This window comes from Aurantimicrobium minutum, from assembly GCF_029892845.1.
GTDB lineage: Bacteria > Actinomycetota > Actinomycetes > Actinomycetales > Microbacteriaceae > Aurantimicrobium > Aurantimicrobium minutum_B.
In genome coordinates this window covers 134055-154088 of the sequence record NZ_JARXVT010000001.1, presented here as the reverse complement: position 1 = coordinate 154088, position 20034 = coordinate 134055, and the positions used below count along the sequence as shown (strand labels likewise).

The window sequence follows — 20034 nt, the reverse complement described above, 5'->3', positions numbered from 1 at the left end:
CTATCGCGGGAGTAAAGAAGTTTCTTTAGCCTGCGCGACGACGACGCAGCACAGCGTCGAGGTCGAGGGAAGCGGACTCGGTCTCAGCAACTACACCCATGCCAGCAAGACGTGCGGTGACACTGTCAGCAACAGGAACCTGAACAGGAGTTGCGGGGACGGATCGGCGCAGGTTCTCAAGACCTGCCTGGTCCATGCTCATGCGCTCAACCAGTGCCGACTCCTGAGCGTTCTGACGCATACGGTCAGCAGCCAGCTGAGACTGAACAACGGCCTGAGCCAGTGTTCCTTCTGAGAGGTGCAGTGGGCGAGGAAGAGCTGTGGGGGTCCAGGTTCTGGCAGCAGGAGCTGCCTTGTAGTAACTCTGGTCAAAAATGTCTGAAGCAAAGCGGTTGGCATTTGCAGGTGCGACCTCAGCAGATGCACTGCTGGAGACGACTACTTCCTGAATCACCAGTGCGATAGCGAAAGAGATGCAGGAAATAGCTAGAGTTTCCCAGCTGCCACCGTTAGCAAGAATGAGAATGCCGGCAACAACACCAGCAATAGTGGCCAGCAAGAAGATTGCGCTGGACATGCGGTTGCGGCGAGCACGGTGAGCGGCAGTCACTGCTGCGTCGTCATAGCCGACCGCACGACCAGCTGCCTGGCGAACCTGAGCACGAGCGGCAGCTTCTGCCTGGCGCAGGACACGCTTTTGTTCGATCACGGCGCGAGCAGATGCTTCCACGCGAATCTCCTCAGGAACGTCAGAAGTTTCGGCGAGCGCACGGATGGTTTGCTGCATGCGCACGGCGTTGCGCTCGGTCGCATCGAAGTTGCGACGGCGCAGGTAGGTCGGAATCAAATACGCAACCCAGAGAGCAGCAGCAATAGCGAAAACTATGCCGCCACCGAACATTCCACCACTCATGTTTCTAAGTTACGAGTGAAACTCCCTGTTGTGCTTTAAGGGCTGGGTGTGTTGTGTTGTCAGTCAGCGGTGAGAACGGTAGTGAACTGCAGTTTCATCGCGCTGAGAAGTTGATCGGAAGTGAGATCAACGTTCTGGGGAGAGCTCAAGGACAGGAACATTATGGCCATGACGACATGAGCAAGTTCTGCTGCCCGCGTGCTCTCGGCACCGGTCCTACTGGCGACAATTTCAGCTACGGAACTTTCGGTTCCTGTCATGAGTTCAATAGCTTCACTGCGGTAACCCTCGATACTCGTGCCAAACACGACTTCTTGGAGATAGGTTCGACCATTCTCCACATGCTCCCTATTGCAGCGAACAATGGGGGCGAGCAGTGAGATGAGAGCAGCAACGCAGTCTTTCTTGGACGCAGCTGCCTGGATTCCTTCGCTGTGCGCCTCTCTATAGCTCGCATTCTGCGCAAGAAGGAGAAGTTCCCCCTTGGTTTTGGCGTAGAGAAAGAGTGTCCCTGTGGCAACGTCGGCACGCGTAGCGACCTCAGCTGTGGTGACCTCGCTCACACCCTTTTCCGCAAATAGAGTGCGGGCAGCCGACGTAATGCGTTCAAGCTTGTCTAGCTTGTTTCGTTCTCGCCTGCCAGCTGTTTCGGTTTGCATGTTCACCTGAGAACTCTATTGGTTTGGCTACTGAAAAATGTGCACTAGTTTGCTGCGTGGTCCATCAAGATGACTGCTTTGCCACGGCTGATTTTTCCTGCTGCCAGAGCAGCCAACGCATCCGAGGTCTGTGCAAAGGAGAACTCACGGCTGACAATAGGACGGATCATCTTCGCAGCAATGAGTGAAGAAAGCTCTGTCAACTGGGTACCACTGGCCTCGACAAAGAGGAATTCGTAACTCACACCCAAAGCACGTGCTTTCTTGTTGACCTTTGAGCTCAGCAACTTAAATATGGTGCGCAGAATTGGGTTGAGGTTTGACGCACGGGCAAAGCCCTCATCTGGCGGGCCTGCGATACCAACCACTTTGCCACCAGGACGAAGTACCTTGAGAGACTTCATCAGTGTCTCGCCACCTTGAGTGTCAAGTACGAGGTCATAGCCACTGATCAATTCCGCAAAGTCTTGGGATTTGTAGTCAATGACAACATCAGCCCCAAGTTTGGTCACGAATTCTGCATTCGCAGCGCTGGCAGTCGTCGCAACGGTTGCTCCTAGGTGTTTAGCCAGCTGGATCGCAATCGATCCCACTCCACCGGCACCACCGTGAATCAAGACTTTCTGTCCTGAGGTCACACCTCCCTTGAGAACGAGTGCTTGCCAAGCGGTGAGCCCAACCAATGGAAATGAACCTGCTTCTGCCAGAGACAGTGCCGCAGGCTTGTGAGCGAGCTCATTTTCATTCACAGCAACGTATTCGGCGAAAGTTCCGAGACGCTTCACATCTGGCTTACCAAAGACCACATCACCCTTTCGGAACAGAGTGACGGAGCTTCCCACTTCAACAACTTCTCCCACAACATCATCGCCGAGGATTACGGGGAGTTTGTAGGGCAAGTTTGCCTTGAAGGTGCCCTGTCGAAGCATCTCGTCCAGCTGATTGACACCCGCAGCAGCAACCATAATCAACACGTCATGGGTTCCCACGGTAGGAAGAGGAACTTCTACCAGTTCGACAGGACCTTTGTATGAGCGGAAGAGAAATGCTTTCATTGTGAACCCCAAGAAGTTATTTATGAGTTAAGTCATAAATGAGTCTACTCATTTATTGGGGATTTACAATACTTATCTCCCGAGAGCGTCATAGTCAGCGGCGGGAACCAAGCTGACCTCAACGGGGACGTGTCCGGACTGCCATCTGTTGAGCACTCCGGCAGGAATCTCTTCCTGAGTGAGAGCAAAAGCTAAGTGGTCTCGCCAGTCGCCATTGATATGGATATAGCGACGACGAAGTCCTTCATAACGGAAACCCAGCTTCTCCACGATGCGAAGTGACGCCGCGTTCTCAGGACGAATGCAGATCTCCATTCGGTGCAGATCCAGGCTCTTGAGGCAATAGTCGGTGGCCAATGCCACAGCAGTGGGCGTCACGCCCTTGCCCGCCACTCGTTCGGCCACCCAATAGCCCAGCTGGGCAGAAGACAGGGAGCCATACACAATGCCGGAGACGTTGAGCTGTCCAACCAATTCGCCGTCATATTCAATGGCGAAGGGCAGTCCTGAGCCCACCTTCGCGTGAGCGAGGAGGTTCCTGATTCCTGCTTTGGTATCAAAGCTGACGAAGGTTTGGGGTGCAGTTGCTTCCCACTGGCGCAACCAGGAACGATTGCGCATGAGCTCTTCTTCGAGCTTCTTTGCGTCCCGAGGTTTGATTGCTCGAATGCTCACGCGACCCTCAGTCAGGGTCGGAATGATGGCGGCCATGCCCACCAGCCTAACGAAGCCCGTCACCTGCTGTGACAGGCAATTAGACTGGGGACATGCCAGAAGATCTCGTTGCCGCCAAGCAGGCTTTGCGCGCCGAGATTCGTGAACGTCGCCGCAATATGAGCGAGCACGAACGTGCTGCAGATACTGACGCGATTACTGAGCACTTGAAGCATCTTGTTGCTGCTCGTGGAGTGAAGAAGCTCTCTTGCTATCTCGCCACCACCACTGAGCCTGAAACGCGACCTTTCTTGACCTGGGCATATGAGAACAACATTGAAGTTCTCTTACCCGTCACCCGTGATGATGGTTTGCTCGACTGGGCTATTGCAAATGACACCCCCGATGAAAACATCGGCCTGTTCGGCTTACCCGAGCCCACTGGTGAACTCTTGGGACCTATTGCGATCAACGGCGTGGATCTCATTATTGTTCCTGCCTCGGCAGTGGATAAGAAGGGTGTGCGCATGGGCTGGGGTCGTGGCTACTTCGACAAGACCCTGGGCTCCATGGGTAAACGTCCGCCTGTCTACGCCATCGTCTTTGATGGTGAGTATGTTGACTCACTCCCCCGCGAAGTGCATGACCAGCCCGTCACAGGCGTGGTCACTCCTTCTGCCCTGATCACTTTCTAAATTCGAACCACCAACGCAACACGGAGATCATGTGCCCACCTATTCCTACCGCTGCACTGAATGCGACAACGCTTTCGACATCCAGCAGGCGTTGAGCGATGACTCCCTGACCGAATGCCCTTCCTGCAAGGGCAAGCTGCGTAAGTTGTTCAACACCGTGGGTGTGACCTTCAACGGATCTGGTTTCTACCGCACCGATTCGCGTAAGAGCTCAGGTGGAGAATCTAAAAGCTCCAGCTCTAGCTCTTCCAGCTCTTCCAGCTCTTCCTAGAGAAGAACTATCCCCAGTGGGGTGGCTTGTCTCGCTTGAGCTGGTCATCATTACTCAAGCTGCGCTCTGCCCAGTCTTCGCCTGAATCCTCGGCAGGAGCGTCAACAAAGCTGGGGTCAACACTCACGCCTTCTGGCTGCCACTGAACACGACGGTTCTTCCGTGCTGCGGGGGTTGACGAAGCGTCAGACTTGTCAGTCATTACTGCTCAGGCAGATCAATCGGCTCAGTAACGGCGTCAGGCTCGATGGAGCGGGGCGCTTCTGCAACAACTTCGGTGACTGTCACTGTTTCTTCAAACAGGTCTTCAACAATAATGTTGCCGTCTACTTCTTCAACGACGAGAGTTTCAGTCAACTCAATAGAGACGACCTCTTCAACAACCTCGTTGTCGATGACCTCTTCGATTACTTCCTCAACAACAACTGTTGCTGCAGCGGCTGCAATGGGGATCTCGATAGGGCCCGTCTGGATGTCATCTTCCTGGGGCTCGATGCCAATCAGCGCAGCAATACGAGTTGCCACTGCTTCTGGGTCTGCGAAGAGTTCAAAGGCGTGAATGCGGATGTAGTGCCAACCGAGTCGGCGCAGCATTTCGGGACGCAAACGCAGTGATTCACGCAGGCTGCCACGAGCCAGAACAGCGTCTGTCTCCACAGCAACAGCACGTCCTTGGTAGGACGCAGCCAGTGCAATTTCACCTGCGTGGTTGAGTGAGACTCGAAGTCCACGACGCTCAAGGCGCTTTGCTAGGTCAACCAGCATGGGTTCAGGAGCATCAGTGTTCTCTGGACGGGTGTGAGGCTTTTCGGTCTCTGAGAGAACCTCAGCTAAAGCCCGCATGCCGTCGGAGAGACGACTCTCGTCAATATCTCCGGGGCGGAAGCACGACACAATTTCCATCGAACGACGAGCACGAGTCATACCCACAGCAAGCAGACGCTCACCACCAGGAAGTGCCAGCGCACCAAAGTCAGAGAGCAGGCGACCGTGTGGTGTGCGGCCATAGCCAATAGAGAAGATGACACGGTCACGACTTTGTGCCACAGCCTGTTCGAGGGTCATCACAGCGAAGGACTCGGGACGATCCTCGAGGATGAACTCAGCTAGATCAGCACGACGAGCAAAAGCTGACAGCACAGACTGCTCAACGCGAACAGCGTGCTTGGGGCTCGCGGTAATCACCATCAGAGATTCGGTGGGACGCTCAGCTGCATGCTCGAGTACCAGCTCGACGACACGGGAAACTTCTGCGTCCACGCTCTCCACAGCACCGGTTGACGAGTCGGGCATGCCCGTGCCATCAGCGATGTAGTGCAGGCGCAGGCTCGAGTGACCCAGGAATGTTCCTGCCCAGGGCAGAGAAGAAATCTTTCCGCCATAGAAGCGACGGTTGACCACATCAGCCAGGTCTTCGCCACCAGCGCGGTAACTCTGAGTCAGAGTGCGTGCAGGGAGGATTCCGCTGAACTGCGCCAAGGCGGACTTGCTGTGCCAGGCATCAGCATCCGTGACGGGAGGCAGTGGGTTTTCGAATTCACCCATACCGGTTTCAAAGCGAGAAGGAGTCTGGGTGACAGGGTCACCAAAGACCACCACAGATGCTCCGCGGCGAATCGCACCCGCATTTTCAGCAACCGTTGTTGCACCGGCATCGACCAGGAACACAGCATCAAATGAGACAGAGTCTGGAATAAGGTGTGCTTCATAAGGCGAGCACAGCCACACAGGTGCAATCGACTTGGCAAGGCGTGGAGCAAGAGCGATGAACTCATCAGGGCTGAGGGAATCAGCACGCAAGCTCTGACGCAGACGCTCGGCCTCATCAGGAAGGTCAACAAGTCCGATCTTCCACAGTTCTGCCAAACGGGCTGCGAGCAGTCCGCCATTGGCAGAGGCGTGGGCGTCGTCAACAAGACGGAAGTCCGACTCCAGACGATCCAAGATGGAAGTGTTTGCTGCGAGCAATGCCTTGTCGTTGGTCAGCATGCCTTCCAGCACTGACTGCCACCAGGCCAGCTCGAGTTCGTTAGCTACTTCTTCTTCGGGCACGTGGCGTGAAGAAAGATCAGCCAAGAGAACATCGAGGTCCATCTCACGTAGGTGAGACAGCAGCGAGGTGCGCTCTTGCAGGTTGTGCAGAACCTCAGACTCTGCAGCAAGACCAGAGACCTTGTTTGTCAGCGTTGCAATAGGAAGCTTGGCAAAGGAGTTGTCTGTTCCGGTCAGACCCAGAGCCACATCCAAGATGCCGAGTTCTGCAGTGACCTTGTCATAGTTCGCCAGCAGATCAGCAACACCAATGGGAACTTCAGGAACTGCACCAGCTACGACGTAGCGCTGCCACAGCACACGCTGCTGCTGAATCTCGGTCAACGCCTCGTGCATGTCTGCCACGTTGGCGCCGGGACGAACATATTCGAAAGCAAGCTTCTTCAAACGACGACGGTCGCCACCGCTCATGCCGCTGCCGCGACCAGAGGTCGCGGTGATCAGCTCGGTGAGCGGACGGTCATAAACCGAGGGAAGGAACTTGTCCAAGGTCTCGCGGATGTCGACCAGTAGCTGGAGATAGATGCCCAGCTCTTCGAGGTTCTCGAAGGGACGCATCTTGGTGCGGCTAAAGACTTCTTCAGCGCGCTCAAGCAGCTTAGGAAGCTCAGTGGTGTGCAGTCGCTTGGCCTGCTCATGAGCTGCAGTAGTTTCCTCTGGGGTGGGGAAGTTTGCCCCATACCAAGGAGAGTCATCGGGACCGTATCGGAACTCTCCGAGGGCGGCAGCCTTGATCAGGCTGGCAGCAGCCTGGGGACGTGAGTTCGCCAAGCCTTCGATGGCACGGCGAGGCAAGCGAGCCGTGGTCGAAGGCGGGGTGGCCAGCAAGCTGAGGTGAGAGAGTTCTTCCAAAGCATCCAAGACGGAGACGCCAAGAACCTCATCCTTGCGGGTGAGCGATCCGCGGTAGTCGAGGAGCACCTTGCGCAAGCGCAGCAGGGCGTCGTCTACGTCCGTGACGTTGGGGCGCGTGGCCTTCTCATTGCGCAGGATGGCGTTGATCAAATCACGACGCAGGGTGCGAGGAGAAACCGTGAGGCCGTCGAGACCAACTTGACCCAGACGGTGCACGACAGAATCAAGGCTCGAGCGACGAGCGCCCACAACCAGCACTCGCTTGTGAGCACCGGTGAGCACACCAATGGCGTTCACGATGGTCTGAGTTCCACCAGTGCCCGGCAGAGTCTTCACAACCAGTGAATTACCGGCCGCAATCTCAGCCACGATGTTCTCTTGCTCGCCATCGGCATCCAAGAGCAGGGTGTCTGTTGCGGGAGGTCGTTCGTCCTGGCCGACCACAACAGCATCTTTGTGTTCGTTGGTCAGACGAGTGCGAGCCGTGACGTTCCCCGCCAGTGCATCCAAGATGGGGTGGGCCAAGTCGCGCACATCCGCAACCATGGCGGCAGAAAGATCAGAGAAGCTCGATGCAACCAGGCGAGGTTCAACCTCGAAGTTGCTCAGGTGCTGGGTCAGGCCACGCAGTCGTTCAATCACCGGGAGGGGGTTGAACATGCCATCCAGGTTGGCCAGTGCAACGAAAGAGTCAGCATCTAGAGCAATGCCGAGCTGGCTCTCCAGAGCACGAGCGAGCTGAGGATTCAGGAAAGGCTGTCCACTGAGCTTGAGTTCAAAGTCTTTGCCATAGCGACGCAGAGACATCGGGCGCAGCAAGACAGGGCCGCAGTATTCCAGGTCTTGGAAGGTCCACTTGGCAATGCCGAGAGCGAGGTAGACAGATTCGATGCTGCGCATCGAACGCATCTCGGTGCTCTTGGCGGAAATAGCTGCGGCAGCCAGGCGTGCGTTGCGCAGTGCGAACTCTTCACGGATGAGGTTCGAAAGCAAGGTGGGCTTGCCCGAAATAAAGGAGGGCAGGCCACCGGGGTGAATCGAGGTGAGCTCAATCCGCGTGCGAGGAGTGTCCACGAACTGGATCAGGGGCGAGGTGCCACCAACAACGGCAAGTTCTTCGCGCCATTGGTTCCAGACCGGCTCTGCCACGTTGATGTTAGACAGTGCGGAGTTCAGGCTTCCTGCGGTGGGAGCAAGCAGGTCAACAGCAGGTTCAGATTCTGCCGAGAGCTCGGGGAAGGGGTCGTCGTCGAGAGAGATCTGCTCGCCGATGTTCGACGGGGTCTCTTCGTTTTCTAACGAGTCGTCGTCAGACTTTCGATTACGGGGCCACACATCAAAAACACTATGTCTCAGGCAGGGATAAACCCCGTAGTGACACCTATTTTGAAGGGTTTAGTAGCTGTTAGTCAGCTGCTGCGAGCTGGCCGCACGCACCATCAATTTCCTTGCCGCGAGTATCGCGCAAGGTGGTGGGAATACCCCGCTCTTCCAAGCGGCGCACGAATTCGCGCATGACATCTGGTTCAGAAGAGGTCCAGATGGATCCAGGCGTGGGATTCAAAGGGATCGGGTTCACGTGAACCCAGCCGCGACCACGGTCATTGAGCTTGTCTGCGAGCAGATCAGCACGCCAAGCGTGGTCGTTCATGTTCTTGATCAGGGCATATTCGATCGAGACGCGGCGACCAGTCTTTTCGTAATAGTTATAGGCTGCGTCCAGAGCCTCATCGACCTTCCAGCGCGAGTTCACGGGGATGAGCTCATCACGGAGTTCGTCATCTGGGGCGTGAAGCGACAGCGCAAAGGTGAGCTGGAGGCCTTCGTCTGCCAACTTGTGAATAGCCGGAGCCAGTCCCACGGAAGACACCGTGATGTGGCGAGCAGACATCCCCAAGCCTTCGGGCTGCGGAGCCAACATGGTGCGCACTGCCGTCATCAAACGGTTGTAATTCGCCAGAGGTTCACCCATGCCCATAAAGACAATGTTGTTCACGCGTTCGGGCTGGCCTTCAGCATCCTGATTGCCGGCATTGCGACGCTTACCACCGAGTTCACCGGCAGCAATGACGGCATTGGCGCGGACAACCTGGTCCACGATCTCTGCCGCAGACATGTTGCGTGTGAGTCCTGCTTGTCCTGTTGCGCAGAAGGGACAGTTCATGCCACAACCAGCTTGGGAGGAAACACAGAGAGTAATGCGACCGGGGTAACGCATGAGGACGGACTCAACTAGAGCACCGTCGAACAAGCGCCACAAGAACTTGATGGTGTCGCCATTGTCTGTGCTCAGGCGCTTGACCTCAGTCATCAGCGGCGGCAACAAAGACTCAACGAGTTCAGCACGACCTGCCGCAGGCAGGTCGGTCATCTTCTCGGGGTCACTTGTGTAGTGGGAGAAGTAGTGCGTGCTGATTTGCTTTGCACGGAAAGCAGGTAGGCCAAGTTCAGTTACCTTGGCCTTGCGTTCCTCTGGAGTGAGGTCTGCCAAGTGGACAGGAGGCTTTGCTCCGCGCTTGGGCTGTTCGAACTGGAGCGTGGGACGACCATCTGCATCGACGTTTTGCGTCCAGCCTTCAGCGGTGGGGCGAACCTGGGGTCGCTCCTGCGAGCGGTCAGTCAGGTTTCTGGCGCCACGCTTTTCGGTCATGTATCAAGTGTGGCATGAGCTATACCCCCCGGGGTATAGTAAATGGAGACGTAAGGAGTCACCAATGTGTAGAGAAGTCACCTGCCGTAAGTGCGGCAAAGCCACCTGGGCTGGCTGCGGTCAGCACGTAGATCAGGTCATGCGCGGTATCCCGAAGAACCAGCGCTGCCAGGGGCACGAAGCAGAACCCGGTTTCTTCGCCAAGCTTTTTGGCGGCAAGAAGTAGTAACTACTTCGTCTGGTTCGGGTGCCTGGTGTGCACTTTGACAATGACCACGGTCTTGTCATCCACATAAAACCAGATGCGTGCTCCTTGAGATAGCTCTAACTGTCGCTGAACATATTCAACGCCATTTCTCGCGACCGTTCCGAGGACACCCTTGAGAGGGTGGATGCGTGGAGAGTGTGCTGTTGGCTCTGATGTGAGCTGATCCCATGCGTCAACGAGTTGGGATCTCTGCGTTGCGAGAAGATCTTGCCAACCCTTCTGAGCGTCAGCCGATCCAAAGACAATCTTAAATTCCGACTTCTTCAACGGCCTGACGACCGAATCGCCCTTCGCCATAACTATGGCTTCTGAACGGGCGCGAAGTCTCCCAGCCAATCGACGGGGTCATTCCTCAAACCATCAGCCATAGCTGCAGCAGTTGCTTGCCACGAAGCAAGTTCTGCCATAGCGAGATAGGCCTTCTTCGTGGCGAAAGATGCACGGGAGGCGCGAATGAGATCCAGTGCACACTGCTCACGATCTACCGCATCGAGTGCCCACATCCAGTTGAAGACATCTGCGAATCTCTCTCCGAGCGGACGAGAATCTTCATCAACTGTGATGGCAATGATGTGCGCTGCCAGTTCCAGGAGACGATCACGTGCATCACTCTCGCGCAAAGACATGAGAACCAAAGGAACATCATCTCTACGGGTGATTTCAACAGGCGCATCTGTCGCTGCCGCAAACACGGGAAGGGGCTGTCGCGAAAGCTCGGAAGACTGGAAAACCTTGCGGTCAAGAATGATGGACATGAATCCATGATACTTCAGAATATATTCTGAATTCAATCTTTTCGGCATGTGCACTGAAGAAACAACAAAAGCCCCTCGCGGGGCTTTTGTAAGTGGTGCGGCTCTTGCAAACTTATTCCAAACATTGCATAGCTAGTAGAACCCTTATGGATCTGCGGGTTCGCGCGGAATCTGAGCAACGTGCAGCGGAGGTGGGGCGACGGGTACCGGCATCTGCTGCGCAATTGCGGCCTGAACAGGTCGATGAGATCGTCCGGCTCTACGGCGAAATGAAGTCGGTCAAAGGGCTTGCTCGACACCTCGGTATCCACCATCACACTGCGCGCAAGCATCTGATCGACCGCGGCATCGAGATCGGGCAGCCCCGGCAGGTAAGCGACGAGGAGCTCACGCTGGCGATTCACCTATATATAGATGAACGATTGACCGCGGCACAGATCGCGCCGAAGATTGGGTTCACTGCAAGCACTGTCGTCAAGGCGCTCAACCGAGCGGGCGTGAAGATGCGGCCACCGGTGGGGCGTGGCTAGGTGAGGTGGGCCGACAAGTCCTATCGTCATGGCTGTCGGCAAGCTTTGCCATGATGTGTCAGCGGGCGATGGTGTGCCTCAACGGCAGGCAGTCCGCTCAAGGAGCAAAGTTCAGCCTTCGCTTAATACATCGTCCGGTGTACTATAGAAGGATGATGCCCACAACGACGGTCTCCCTTAGCGCTCTTGCACGATTCGGGCATGCGCTTTCTGATCCGACGCGGGCGCGCATTCTTATGTCCCTGCTGGAGGCTCCTTCATTTCCGGCCGAACTCGCTGACGAACTGACTGTCACTCGCCAGTCGATGTCGAATCATCTCGCGTGTCTTCGCGGCTGCGGACTGGTCGTCGCAGTTCCGGAAGGTCGCCGCTCCCGCTATGAGCTGGCGGATCCGCGACTCGTTCACGCGCTGAGCGATCTACATGACGTGGTACTCGTGACCGACCCCGAAGCATGTGCAGAAGCCGCTCAAGGGGAGTGCTGCTGATGGCATCCGGTCATTCACACAGCCCAGAACCTGCAACGGGAAGCGCGACAGGTCGCTACCGCTGGCGTCTCGGCCTAACGTTCGGACTCGTCGCGAGCTTCTTCGTGGTTGAACTTTTATCCGGCATCTTGTCGAACTCGCTCTCGCTCATCACCGACGCCGGCCACATGGCAGCCGACGTCGTCGCACTCGGCGCGGCCCTTGTCGCGACAAAGATCGCCACCAGACCGGACAAAAGCGGTCGGCGCTCGTACGGCTCTTACCGGGCCGAAGTTTTTGCCTCCGGCCTCACAGTCCTCATCATGCTCGGCGTGGCCGCCTATGTCGTCATCGAGGCGTTCATGCGCTTTGGCCAAAACCCTGAAGTGCAAACAAGCACGATGTTCATCGTCGGTGCAATCGGGCTCATCATCAACATCGTCTCCTTGTTTCTGCTCCGGGGAGGATCGAAGGAGTCTCTCAACGTCAAGGGCGCCTACTTCGAGGTTATGGCGGATGCCGCGGGGAGCGTCGGCGTTATCGTCGCCGGAGTCCTCGTCGTCGCCACGGGCAGCCCCATCTGGGACACGCTCATCGCTGTTGCCATCGGTGTATTCGTTGCAGTGCGCGCCGTGATCCTTGGCCGCCAGGTACTCGCCGTCCTAGGCCAGCACGTTCCGGAGGGTGTCGACCTCGACACCGTGGTCACCGAGCTGGAGGGCATCACCGGTGTCGGCGGCATCCATGACCTCCACATCTGGACACTGACCTCCGGCATGAACGTCGCCACTGCCCACCTCGTGGTCGCAGATCCTGAACAGGCCCGGGGTGTGCTGTCCGCCGCCCAAGAAATGCTTCGCACCCAGCACAAGATCGAACACGCAACACTCCAGATCGAAGCGGCACCGACGCAGCAGTGCCACGAAGTGCAATGGTGAGCAGTGCACTGACGGCCGCTGAGGTAGATCGCCTCACCCGGCGCGGGCTTCGACTGGCCCAGTTCACGGTGGCTTACAACGTGGTCGAAGGTGTCGTAGCAATAACCGCCGGCATCTTGGCAGGACTCGTCTCAGTGATTGGATTCGGAGTCGATTCCGGTATTGAGTCCATCACGGCGGTGCTCGTCGGGCTTCGGCTCGCCGCGCGCCTGCGACATGGAGAGGCGGACGAGCGTAAGGAACGGGCGACCCTCAAATTCGTCGCCATCACGTTCTTTCTGCTCGCGGGCTATGTCGTCTTCGAAGGAGCGCGTGCCCTGCTGACAGGCGAGGTCCCCCAGGCGTCGCCTCTCAGCATCGGGCTCTTGGTTGCATCACTCATCGTGATGCCCATCCTCGCGGCAGCCAAACGTCGCGTCGGCAACCGGCTCGGAGACAAGCTCATCCTGGCCGACGCCGCAGAAACCCGCATCTGCGTCCTACTCAGCGTCTCTACACTCCTGGGGGTTGGGCTGTTCATGCTGACCGGCGCCTCATGGCTCGACCCCGTCGCCGCCTTCGTCATCGCGATATTCGCCGTCCACGAAGGCCGCGAAGCGTGGGAGGGCGAACTTGTCGAGGAAGAGCACGAATAGATCGCGCTTTTGCCTCCCGCAGTTTCCATCGTTGTCGCTTTCGAATGTCCCACGCCAAGGATGCGACTCAGCATTCTCCCGCGCCCCTAGTCGAGATGGTCGAGGGTCGCCTTCCACTCATTCCCGAGAGAATTGCGCACCCCAACCTGATCGACGAGCCTCCTGAAGTTTCGCCATATCTGCTCGCGCAACCGAGAGCATCGACGAGTCTCCTGTCGGGCAATTGATGCAGGGACTTCTCGCAGCGTTCAACGAATACCGCTCGGCCAAGGACGGAGCGGACATCTCCTACAAAATGGGACAGAAGGCGAAGACCGGGGGCACACTCGGACGGGCACCCATCGGGTACCTCAACACAATCGACCGATTCGACGGGCGAGAGATTCGCGCCGTCGGCATAGACACCGAACGCGCACCCTTCGTCAAGCTCGCGTTCGAGCTCTATGCCTCTGGCGACCACACCCTAGAAGACATCGTGGACGAGCTGACAGACCGAGGGCTGACAACCCGACCAACGGGTCCTCACCCCGCTGGACCAGTGTCAATCTCGAAGATGTCGCAACTGCTGAAGGATCGGTACTACCTCGGGCTCGTCACCTACAAGAGCGAGATCTACTAGGGTCGGCATCCAGCGATTGTGTCGGAAGAGCTCTTCCAGAAGGTGCAGGATCTGCTCGAAACGAGAGGGGTGGCCGGTGAGCGTCGACGTGTCTACGACCACTACCTGAAGGGCAGCCTCTGGTGCGGGCAGTGCTACCGCCAGCACCAGATCGAAGATCGCCGCATGATCGTGCAGCGGTCAATCGGGCGCAACGGGGAGGCATACTTCTACTTCTTCTGCCGAGGCAAACAAGAAGGTGCATGCGACTCTCGATACGCAAGTCAGGTAAAAGTCGAGGACGCAGTCCTAGAGCACTACAGCACTATTCGATTCAAGCCCGAGTTCATCGAGGCCGTTCGCGCGAGCATGGATGGAGCCCTCCAGGATGCGGCGGACACGCAAAGACTGCTTCGGAGTCAGCTCCAACAGCAGATCAAAGCCCTTGGGGTCAAAGAAGAGAATCTCATTGACTTAGCGGCAGATGGCCAGATCGCCAAGGCCAAAATCCATGCCAAATTGCGCGAGATCGAGAGGGCGCGATTGACCCTTCAAACCCAGCTGGACGACGTCAACGACGACCTCTCCGCTGGTGCAGACTTCATCAACGAGTGCCTCAAGCTCCTCGCGCGACCGGAAGAGCTGTGTGCGCAAGCGAGTAACGAGACACGTCGCAAGCTCAATCAGGCAATCTTCAAACGCATCTTCGTCATGAACGACGAAGTTGTCGGCCACGAGATGGTTGCACCCCTTGGCGAACTACTCGCAGCACAGACAGGATTCGAGGCGACTCAAGTCGGTCTCGATCACGAGGCGGTGCTGCGTCAAGCCCATGCAGCAATTCGCGAGCATGACCCGAAGATCGCTCGAGCGGCGCGAAACAACCAGACAAGCTGGCAAACCGTAGACGACCTGCTCACCGCCATGGATGGGGGTGATGGTTCGAGTAAGCCGTCTATGGTGCCCCTGAAGAGACTCGAACTCCCAACCAACTCCTTAGGACGGAGGTGCTCTTCCATTGAGCTACAGAGGCGTTACTCCAGTCTAAGCGCAGGAGTTATCTAGGCAGCAGGTGCCAGGTAGTCATCCCAGGCAGTGTCCCGGTGGTCCAGACCCATGGCAAACCAGCTGGGGCCAGCAGGCATGCGGGGAGTAATCCTCAGGCGCCAGCCCATCTCTTGGGGCGTGCGATCGGACTTGATGTTGTTGCACTTGAAGCAGCAGGCAACGAGGTTCTCCCAGGACTCTGCTCCCCCGCGGGACTTGGGGATGACATGGTCAATAGTGTTGGCACTTTTGCCGCAATACGCACAGTGATGGCTGTCCCTGCGAAGCACACCTCGTCGCGTGAGGGGAACTCGACGTGCATAGGGAACGCGAACATAGCGTGAGAGCACGATGACCGAAGGGCGATCAAACTGTGCCGTAATGGCTTCGACCGGGTGGTCTGCATCTGCACGGAGCACCGTGGCCTTCTGGCTCATCACCAGCATCAGAGCTCGCCTAAAAGAGACGATAGCCAGTGGTTCATATCCTGCGTTGAGTACCAAGGTGCGCACGGTGGGTCCTTTCGAGTTGGGGCCTGCATGGCGTGCAGGCTGCTTGCCGAATGGTCACATTGAGTGGAGGGAGAGAAACACACAAGGGCACCGTCGTGACCGACAATGCCCTAGCGAAGACGTGCGCGTAGACGCCCACCTATTCGTTCGTGAAGTTTCATGAACCCTCCGCACTTAATGCTTGAGTTCAGAGTATTCAGCGCACGCTCAATAGCGCTAGCAGGCACGCCGAATCGTTATCGGGTGTTAACCCGGCAGATACTGAGGTGTTAGCCGACGCGAACGAAGAGTGCGTAGCTGTAGGGGTCAGCGGAGATAGAGGAGAGAACTGAGGTTCCACCAATACCACCCTGAGCAGCCAGGCCGTTACCGGCATAAATTGCGACGTGGTTGCCGCGCATCATGATGTCACCAGGCTGAACCTGGTTGGGGTCGCTGAAGACGGTGCCATAGCCACCGAACTGCATGGGGCCCAGGTCAGGAACCGAGTAACCCAGGTTACGCAGTGCCTGCTCAATGAATGCAGTGCAGTCGCCGGGCATACCAATCAAGTTCAATGCGGTGTTGAGAAGTGCTGAGTTTGACGCGATTCCAGAAACATCGACAGAAATGCGTGCGGAAGATGATGCGCGAGCTGCAGTAGCAACAGTCACAGCTGCAGCGGTGGAGTATCCATCGCGGCTTGCAGAAACCGCAGCATCGCCAGAGACAACAAGTGCCTGAGCTTCTGCAGCAAGCTGAGCCTTATATGCCTCAACATCAACGTGATCGCTGGAGTCAATAGCGTAGGCGGGGAGTGAGAAGGTGGCCATCAGGCCCAGTGCAACAGCCATCACACCGGCACGAGCCCAGTTGCGACCGTTGTTTTCGGTGCGTGCAGGGCGTGCTGCACGTAGTGCAGGCTTTACTGTTGGTACCTCCTGGGCAGCAGAAACTAATGCGGTACCGCGCTCACGTGCAGAAGATGCGAAAGAGCGAGCAGTCTTTTTAATTGTTTTCTTTTCCGCGAGCTTGCGCTCACGGCGTGACGAGAATTCGTCGTTACCTAATTCGGCCAAGGGAATAACCTCCGGCGCCCCAACAAGCTAGGTTGCTTACCCCGTCACGATGCGAAAGTCGCTTCGTTTCACATATCGAGAGACGGGGGTTGGGACGTCTCGTTATGTGGCTTTGCAACCGTTTGGTGGTTGTAAAGCTTCTTCAGACTACGCGAAGAGGTGTCAAAAGTCACATCAGCGACACGACAAAATCACAAAAAGGTAACGGGTGATTTACTACAAGCTGTGTTCAACGAAGATGTGGACCGCAACATCTAGTGGTAAATCGAGTGAAGCTGTGAATCCTGTGGCAGAGACACGGACTCGGTCACCATCTCGCTTGAAGGAAATTGTGGCACCGGGTTTAAGCCCAACTGAAGAGAACTCTTGCAGGGTTTCCGGGTTGATTTGGGCAGGTTCGCCCAAACGGCGAACAACGCCTGTGCTCTCTTCGCCAGAAGCCTGAAGCAGGTCAAGCAGGTTGGCAACACCTTCCATAAAACCTTCTGCAGGTTCCATGCCGAGTTCTTCAAGACCCGGAATGGGGTTGCCGTAAGGAGACTCTGTGGGGTTACCCAGCATCTCCATAATGCGGCGCTCAACCCGATCACTCATCACGTGTTCCCAGCGGCAGGCTTCGTCATGGACGTATTCCCATTCAAGGCCAATGATGTCGCTGAGTAGTCGTTCAGCCAAACGGTGTTTACGCATCACGTGAACAGCCTTTGAGCGCCCCTCTGGGGTGAGCTCTAAGTGCCGGTCATCCGAAACCAAGACAAGTCCGTCGCGTTCCATGCGGGCAACAGTCTGAGACACGGTGGGTCCGGAGTGGCCCACACGTTCAGAGATTCGCGCACGCAAGGGAACAATGTTCTCCTCCTCTAACTCGAGGATGGTGCGCAGATACATCTCCGTGGTGTCGATCAGATCTGTCATGTTCACTACTTTACTCGCGGGCTGAGGTGGAAAATTGGGCTTCGGCCCAAACCCTAGAATTGTCTTATGGCCGACATCACCATCCCCCGCGAACTTCTTCCCGTTGACGGCCGTTTCGGCTGCGGACCTTCCAAGGTTCGCCCCGAACAAGTTGCCGCACTCGCTGGGGTGGGAGCGCAGCTGCTGGGCACCAGCCACCGCCAGGCCCCCATCAAAAACATGGTCGGCCGTGTGCGCTCAGGATTGAGTGACCTCTTCAACTTGCCTGACGGCTACGAAGTTCTTCTCGGCAATGGTGGCTCCACTGCATTTTGGGATGCCGCTGCGTTCTCTCTGATTGAGAAGCAGAGCCAGAACATGGTCTGTGGTGAATTCGGCGGCAAGTTTGCTGCCGCGGCGAAGACCCCTTGGCTCACTGCTCCAGACGTGATCAACGCCCCTGCCGGGTCCCGTGCAGATGCAGAAGCTAAGCCAGGCATCGACACCTACGCCTGGGCACACAACGAAACTTCTACTGGCGTGATGTCACCCGTGAAGCGCGTTCACGGTGACGCCGGTGCACTTACTGTGGTGGATGCCACCAGCGCTGCCGGCGGAATCAAGATCGATGCAGCTGAGACGGACGTCTACTACTTCGCTCCACAGAAGAACTTTGCTTCCGATGGTGGTCTCTGGTTCGCACTGTTCTCCCCTGCAGCAATTGAGCGCGTGGAGCGCATTGCTGCCACCGACCGTTATATCCCTGAGTTCTTGAGCCTCAAGAACGCCATCGATAACTCTCGTCTCGAGCAGACCCTCAACACTCCTGCGGTGGCAACTCTGGTCATGCTGGAAGAGCAGATCAACTGGATGAATGCCTCTGGTGGTCTCGATTGGGCAGATGCGCGCACCAAGGAATCGTCCAACCTGCTCTATAGCTGGGCAGACCGCGTCGACTACGCCACCCCATTTGTCACTAACCCAGAGCACCGCTCGCAGGTTGTTGTCACTATTGACTTCAATGACGACATCGACGCTGCAGCGATTGCCAAAGTGCTTCGTGCCAACGGCATCGTGGACACCGAGCCTTACCGCAAGCTCGGTCGTAACCAGCTGCGCGTAGCAACGTTCACTGCGATTGAGCCCAGCGATGTTGCAGCGCTGATTGCCTCAATCGAGTACGTACTCGAGCGCCTCTAAGGATTAGTCCTCGTCGTCAGCGTCAGCGCTGTCGTCGAGGTCATCGATATCGACTCCGTCGATATCTCCGCTGTGAGTGGGTGCTGACACGAGATCTTCCTCGTCGTCATCATCCTCTTCATCGTCGTCCTCGTCATCGTCGAGGTCGTCTTCATCTTCCTCGTCGCTGTCATCAGCATCTGAGTCATCGAGGTCTTCGAGTTCGTCATCGAGGATGGTGCCATCAAGTGCACCCTCTGCGAGGTCAAGGAGTCCTTCGGGAAGTTCTTCATCAAGAACGATGCCCGCAGCAGCAGCCTGCTTCTGCGCTTCCAAGAACTCAGCAAGACGAACAGACCAGGGCACCCACTCAGGAGCAACCAGTGCACCCTCAACAGGAAGCAGTTCTGCTTCCATCACGGTGGGCTCTTCGCCTTCGAGGGTGGCAAGAGACACATTCCACACCCAGTTGGGGTAGCCATCGAGCTTGCACTCGTAGTGCAAAGTGGCAACACCATCGTGATCGATGGTTTCTTCGATCAGCTCACCAATGCTTTCTGCAGTGGTGATTTCATGCAGCGCAGCGAGCGCAAGACTCTGGTGGGCAGCAGTGAGAACGGGGAATGGCCTAGACATCAAAGTCGTCTGCTACGCGACGAAGCAAAGCTGCAATCTTGCTGCTGTGTGCCTTGTCAGGGTAGTTACCACGCTTGAGGTTGTTGCCAATGCCGTCAAGAAGCTTGACGAGGTCCTCCACAATGATGGACATGTCGTCAGCTGGCTTGCGGTCAAGCTTCTCGCGACCTGCAGGAGTCTCGAGCACGCGGACAGAGAGTGCCTGTGCTCCACGCTTACCTTCGGCAACACCGAACTCGAGGCGAGAGCCGGGGCGAACCTTGGCACCTTCGGGCAGGGCGGAGACGTGCAGGAATACTTCCTGGCCGTCGTCGGTAGAAATAAAGCCGAAGCCCTTTTCCTCGTCGTAAAACTTCACTTTGCCGGTTGGCATTTTTTCCTCCTGCGGTTGGTGCAACCCCCAGTTTACTCAGAGGTAACAGATGGCACCTATCCTTAGAGGTATGGCAACAAACGATACATACGAAGCAACACGTCTCGAGCGCATCCTGGGAACGATGGTTGTGGCCATTGTGGGAGTTTCGATTCTCGCGTTTTTGGCCATTGTCACCGCGGGAATTACGCGTCTTGATCTCACGAGTGCCTTCGGACAATTTGTATTAGTACTGCCTGGTGTTGGTCTGCCCATCGGCTTCATCCTGATGATCTCTTTGCTCATCATCAATATGGTTCGTCGCCGCCGCGACGCATCTGCGGGTTCTCGTTAACTCGCC

Annotated in this window: 25 protein-coding genes and 1 tRNA gene; 10 read left to right on the top strand and 16 right to left on the bottom strand. The window is 56.7% G+C overall.

From position 1 onward, the window contains the following. Positions 1-25: 25 nt before the first annotated feature. The 4 genes from M2118_RS00670 to M2118_RS00655 form a co-directional block, all read right to left on the bottom strand. Positions 26-913 (bottom strand): hypothetical protein, encoded by an 888-nt coding sequence (locus M2118_RS00670; RefSeq protein WP_280794038.1) that lies wholly within the window; start codon positions 911-913, stop codon positions 26-28. 59 nt (positions 914-972) lie between these two features. After that, the gene (locus M2118_RS00665; protein WP_280794380.1) at positions 973-1572 is read right to left on the bottom strand and encodes a TetR/AcrR family transcriptional regulator; all 600 of its coding nucleotides are present in this window, start codon (positions 1570-1572) and stop codon (positions 973-975) included. A 44-nt stretch (positions 1573-1616) separates the two neighbouring features. Beyond that, on the bottom strand, positions 1617-2627 hold the full coding sequence (locus M2118_RS00660) for an NADP-dependent oxidoreductase (protein WP_280794037.1): 1011 nt from the start codon (positions 2625-2627) through the stop codon (positions 1617-1619). Between the two features lie 72 nt (positions 2628-2699). Beyond that, the gene (locus M2118_RS00655) at positions 2700-3338 is read right to left on the bottom strand and encodes a GNAT family N-acetyltransferase (protein WP_280794036.1); all 639 of its coding nucleotides are present in this window, start codon (positions 3336-3338) and stop codon (positions 2700-2702) included. 56 nt (positions 3339-3394) lie between these two features. Between M2118_RS00655 and M2118_RS00650 the strand changes: the two genes are divergently transcribed. After that, positions 3395-3976, top strand: a complete 582-nt coding sequence (locus M2118_RS00650) for a 5-formyltetrahydrofolate cyclo-ligase (protein ID WP_280794035.1) — start codon at positions 3395-3397, stop codon at positions 3974-3976. A 31-nt stretch (positions 3977-4007) separates the two neighbouring features. Then, complete coding sequence (locus M2118_RS00645) at positions 4008-4247, top strand: FmdB family zinc ribbon protein (protein ID WP_280794034.1); 240 nt, start codon at positions 4008-4010, stop codon at positions 4245-4247. A 7-nt stretch (positions 4248-4254) separates the two neighbouring features. On the opposite strand, the gene M2118_RS00640 is transcribed toward M2118_RS00645, so the two are convergent. From M2118_RS00640 to rlmN, 3 genes are all read right to left on the bottom strand, one after another. Further along, a complete protein-coding gene (locus tag M2118_RS00640; protein ID WP_280794033.1) occupies positions 4255-4449 on the bottom strand; it encodes a hypothetical protein in 195 nt (64 codons plus the stop codon). Next, a complete protein-coding gene (locus M2118_RS00635) occupies positions 4449-8489 on the bottom strand; it encodes an AAA family ATPase (protein ID WP_280794032.1) in 4041 nt (1346 codons plus the stop codon). Before M2118_RS00635 ends, M2118_RS00640 begins: the two co-directional genes overlap by 1 nt. Before the next feature lie 70 nt (positions 8490-8559). Further along, positions 8560-9804, bottom strand: coding sequence for a 23S rRNA (adenine(2503)-C(2))-methyltransferase RlmN (rlmN, locus tag M2118_RS00630; RefSeq protein ID WP_280794031.1), 1245 nt, complete (start codon positions 9802-9804; stop codon positions 8560-8562). A 64-nt stretch (positions 9805-9868) separates the two neighbouring features. On the opposite strand from rlmN, the gene M2118_RS00625 reads away from it, so the two are divergent. Further along, entirely contained in the window at positions 9869-10030 is a 162-nt protein-coding gene (locus M2118_RS00625) for a hypothetical protein (protein WP_110234363.1), read from the top strand. 3 nt (positions 10031-10033) lie between these two features. Here the strand turns inward: M2118_RS00625 and M2118_RS00620 are convergent, their stop codons facing one another. Further along, the gene (locus M2118_RS00620; RefSeq protein WP_280794030.1) at positions 10034-10369 is read right to left on the bottom strand and encodes a hypothetical protein; all 336 of its coding nucleotides are present in this window, start codon (positions 10367-10369) and stop codon (positions 10034-10036) included. 2 nt (positions 10370-10371) lie between these two features. Beyond that, entirely contained in the window at positions 10372-10827 is a 456-nt protein-coding gene (locus tag M2118_RS00615) for a prevent-host-death protein (RefSeq protein ID WP_280794029.1), read from the bottom strand. A gap of 146 nt (positions 10828-10973) precedes the next feature. Between M2118_RS00615 and M2118_RS00610 the strand changes: the two genes are divergently transcribed. From M2118_RS00610 to M2118_RS00590, 5 genes are all read left to right on the top strand, one after another. Further along, positions 10974-11357, top strand: a complete 384-nt coding sequence (locus tag M2118_RS00610; protein WP_280794028.1) for a hypothetical protein — start codon at positions 10974-10976, stop codon at positions 11355-11357. A 155-nt stretch (positions 11358-11512) separates the two neighbouring features. After that, on the top strand, positions 11513-11845 hold the full coding sequence (locus M2118_RS00605; RefSeq protein ID WP_280794379.1) for an ArsR/SmtB family transcription factor: 333 nt from the start codon (positions 11513-11515) through the stop codon (positions 11843-11845). Then, on the top strand, positions 11845-12762 hold the full coding sequence (locus M2118_RS00600) for a cation diffusion facilitator family transporter (RefSeq protein ID WP_280794027.1): 918 nt from the start codon (positions 11845-11847) through the stop codon (positions 12760-12762). Before M2118_RS00605 ends, M2118_RS00600 begins: the two co-directional genes overlap by 1 nt. Continuing rightward, positions 12756-13397, top strand: a complete 642-nt coding sequence (locus M2118_RS00595) for a cation diffusion facilitator family transporter (RefSeq protein ID WP_280794026.1) — start codon at positions 12756-12758, stop codon at positions 13395-13397. The genes M2118_RS00600 and M2118_RS00595 overlap by 7 nt, the downstream gene beginning before the upstream one ends. 226 nt (positions 13398-13623) lie before the next feature. Then, positions 13624-14016, top strand: coding sequence for a recombinase family protein (locus M2118_RS00590; protein WP_280794025.1), 393 nt, complete (start codon positions 13624-13626; stop codon positions 14014-14016). Positions 14017-14469: 453 nt separating this feature from the next. On the opposite strand, the gene M2118_RS00585 is transcribed toward M2118_RS00590, so the two are convergent. The 5 genes from M2118_RS00585 to M2118_RS00565 all read right to left on the bottom strand — a co-directional run bounded on the left by M2118_RS00585 (position 14470) and on the right by M2118_RS00565 (position 17527). Next, positions 14470-14730 carry a hypothetical protein gene (locus tag M2118_RS00585; RefSeq protein ID WP_280794024.1) on the bottom strand — a complete coding sequence of 87 codons (261 nt, stop codon included), beginning with the start codon at positions 14728-14730 and terminating at the stop codon, positions 14470-14472. Positions 14731-14953: 223 nt separating this feature from the next. Beyond that, positions 14954-15028 (bottom strand) — tRNA-Arg (locus M2118_RS00580). Between the two features lie 28 nt (positions 15029-15056). Continuing rightward, positions 15057-15554, bottom strand: a complete 498-nt coding sequence (locus M2118_RS00575) for an HNH endonuclease (protein ID WP_280794023.1) — start codon at positions 15552-15554, stop codon at positions 15057-15059. Positions 15555-15823: 269 nt separating this feature from the next. Further along, positions 15824-16612 carry a hypothetical protein gene (locus M2118_RS00570; protein ID WP_280794022.1) on the bottom strand — a complete coding sequence of 263 codons (789 nt, stop codon included), beginning with the start codon at positions 16610-16612 and terminating at the stop codon, positions 15824-15826. 216 nt (positions 16613-16828) lie between these two features. After that, on the bottom strand, positions 16829-17527 hold the full coding sequence (locus M2118_RS00565) for a metal-dependent transcriptional regulator (RefSeq protein ID WP_280794021.1): 699 nt from the start codon (positions 17525-17527) through the stop codon (positions 16829-16831). 66 nt (positions 17528-17593) lie between these two features. Between M2118_RS00565 and serC the strand changes: the two genes are divergently transcribed. Continuing rightward, the gene (serC, locus tag M2118_RS00560) at positions 17594-18706 is read left to right on the top strand and encodes a phosphoserine transaminase (RefSeq protein ID WP_280794020.1); all 1113 of its coding nucleotides are present in this window, start codon (positions 17594-17596) and stop codon (positions 18704-18706) included. A gap of 3 nt (positions 18707-18709) precedes the next feature. On the opposite strand, the gene M2118_RS00555 is transcribed toward serC, so the two are convergent. Then, positions 18710-19321 (bottom strand): DUF3027 domain-containing protein, encoded by a 612-nt coding sequence (locus tag M2118_RS00555; protein ID WP_280794019.1) that lies wholly within the window; start codon positions 19319-19321, stop codon positions 18710-18712. Continuing rightward, positions 19314-19694 carry a cold-shock protein gene (locus M2118_RS00550; RefSeq protein ID WP_110234385.1) on the bottom strand — a complete coding sequence of 127 codons (381 nt, stop codon included), beginning with the start codon at positions 19692-19694 and terminating at the stop codon, positions 19314-19316. The genes M2118_RS00555 and M2118_RS00550 overlap by 8 nt, the downstream gene beginning before the upstream one ends. A 70-nt stretch (positions 19695-19764) precedes the next feature. On the opposite strand from M2118_RS00550, the gene M2118_RS00545 reads away from it, so the two are divergent. Next, positions 19765-20028 carry a hypothetical protein gene (locus M2118_RS00545; RefSeq protein WP_280794018.1) on the top strand — a complete coding sequence of 88 codons (264 nt, stop codon included), beginning with the start codon at positions 19765-19767 and terminating at the stop codon, positions 20026-20028. Positions 20029-20034 lie beyond the last annotated feature (6 nt).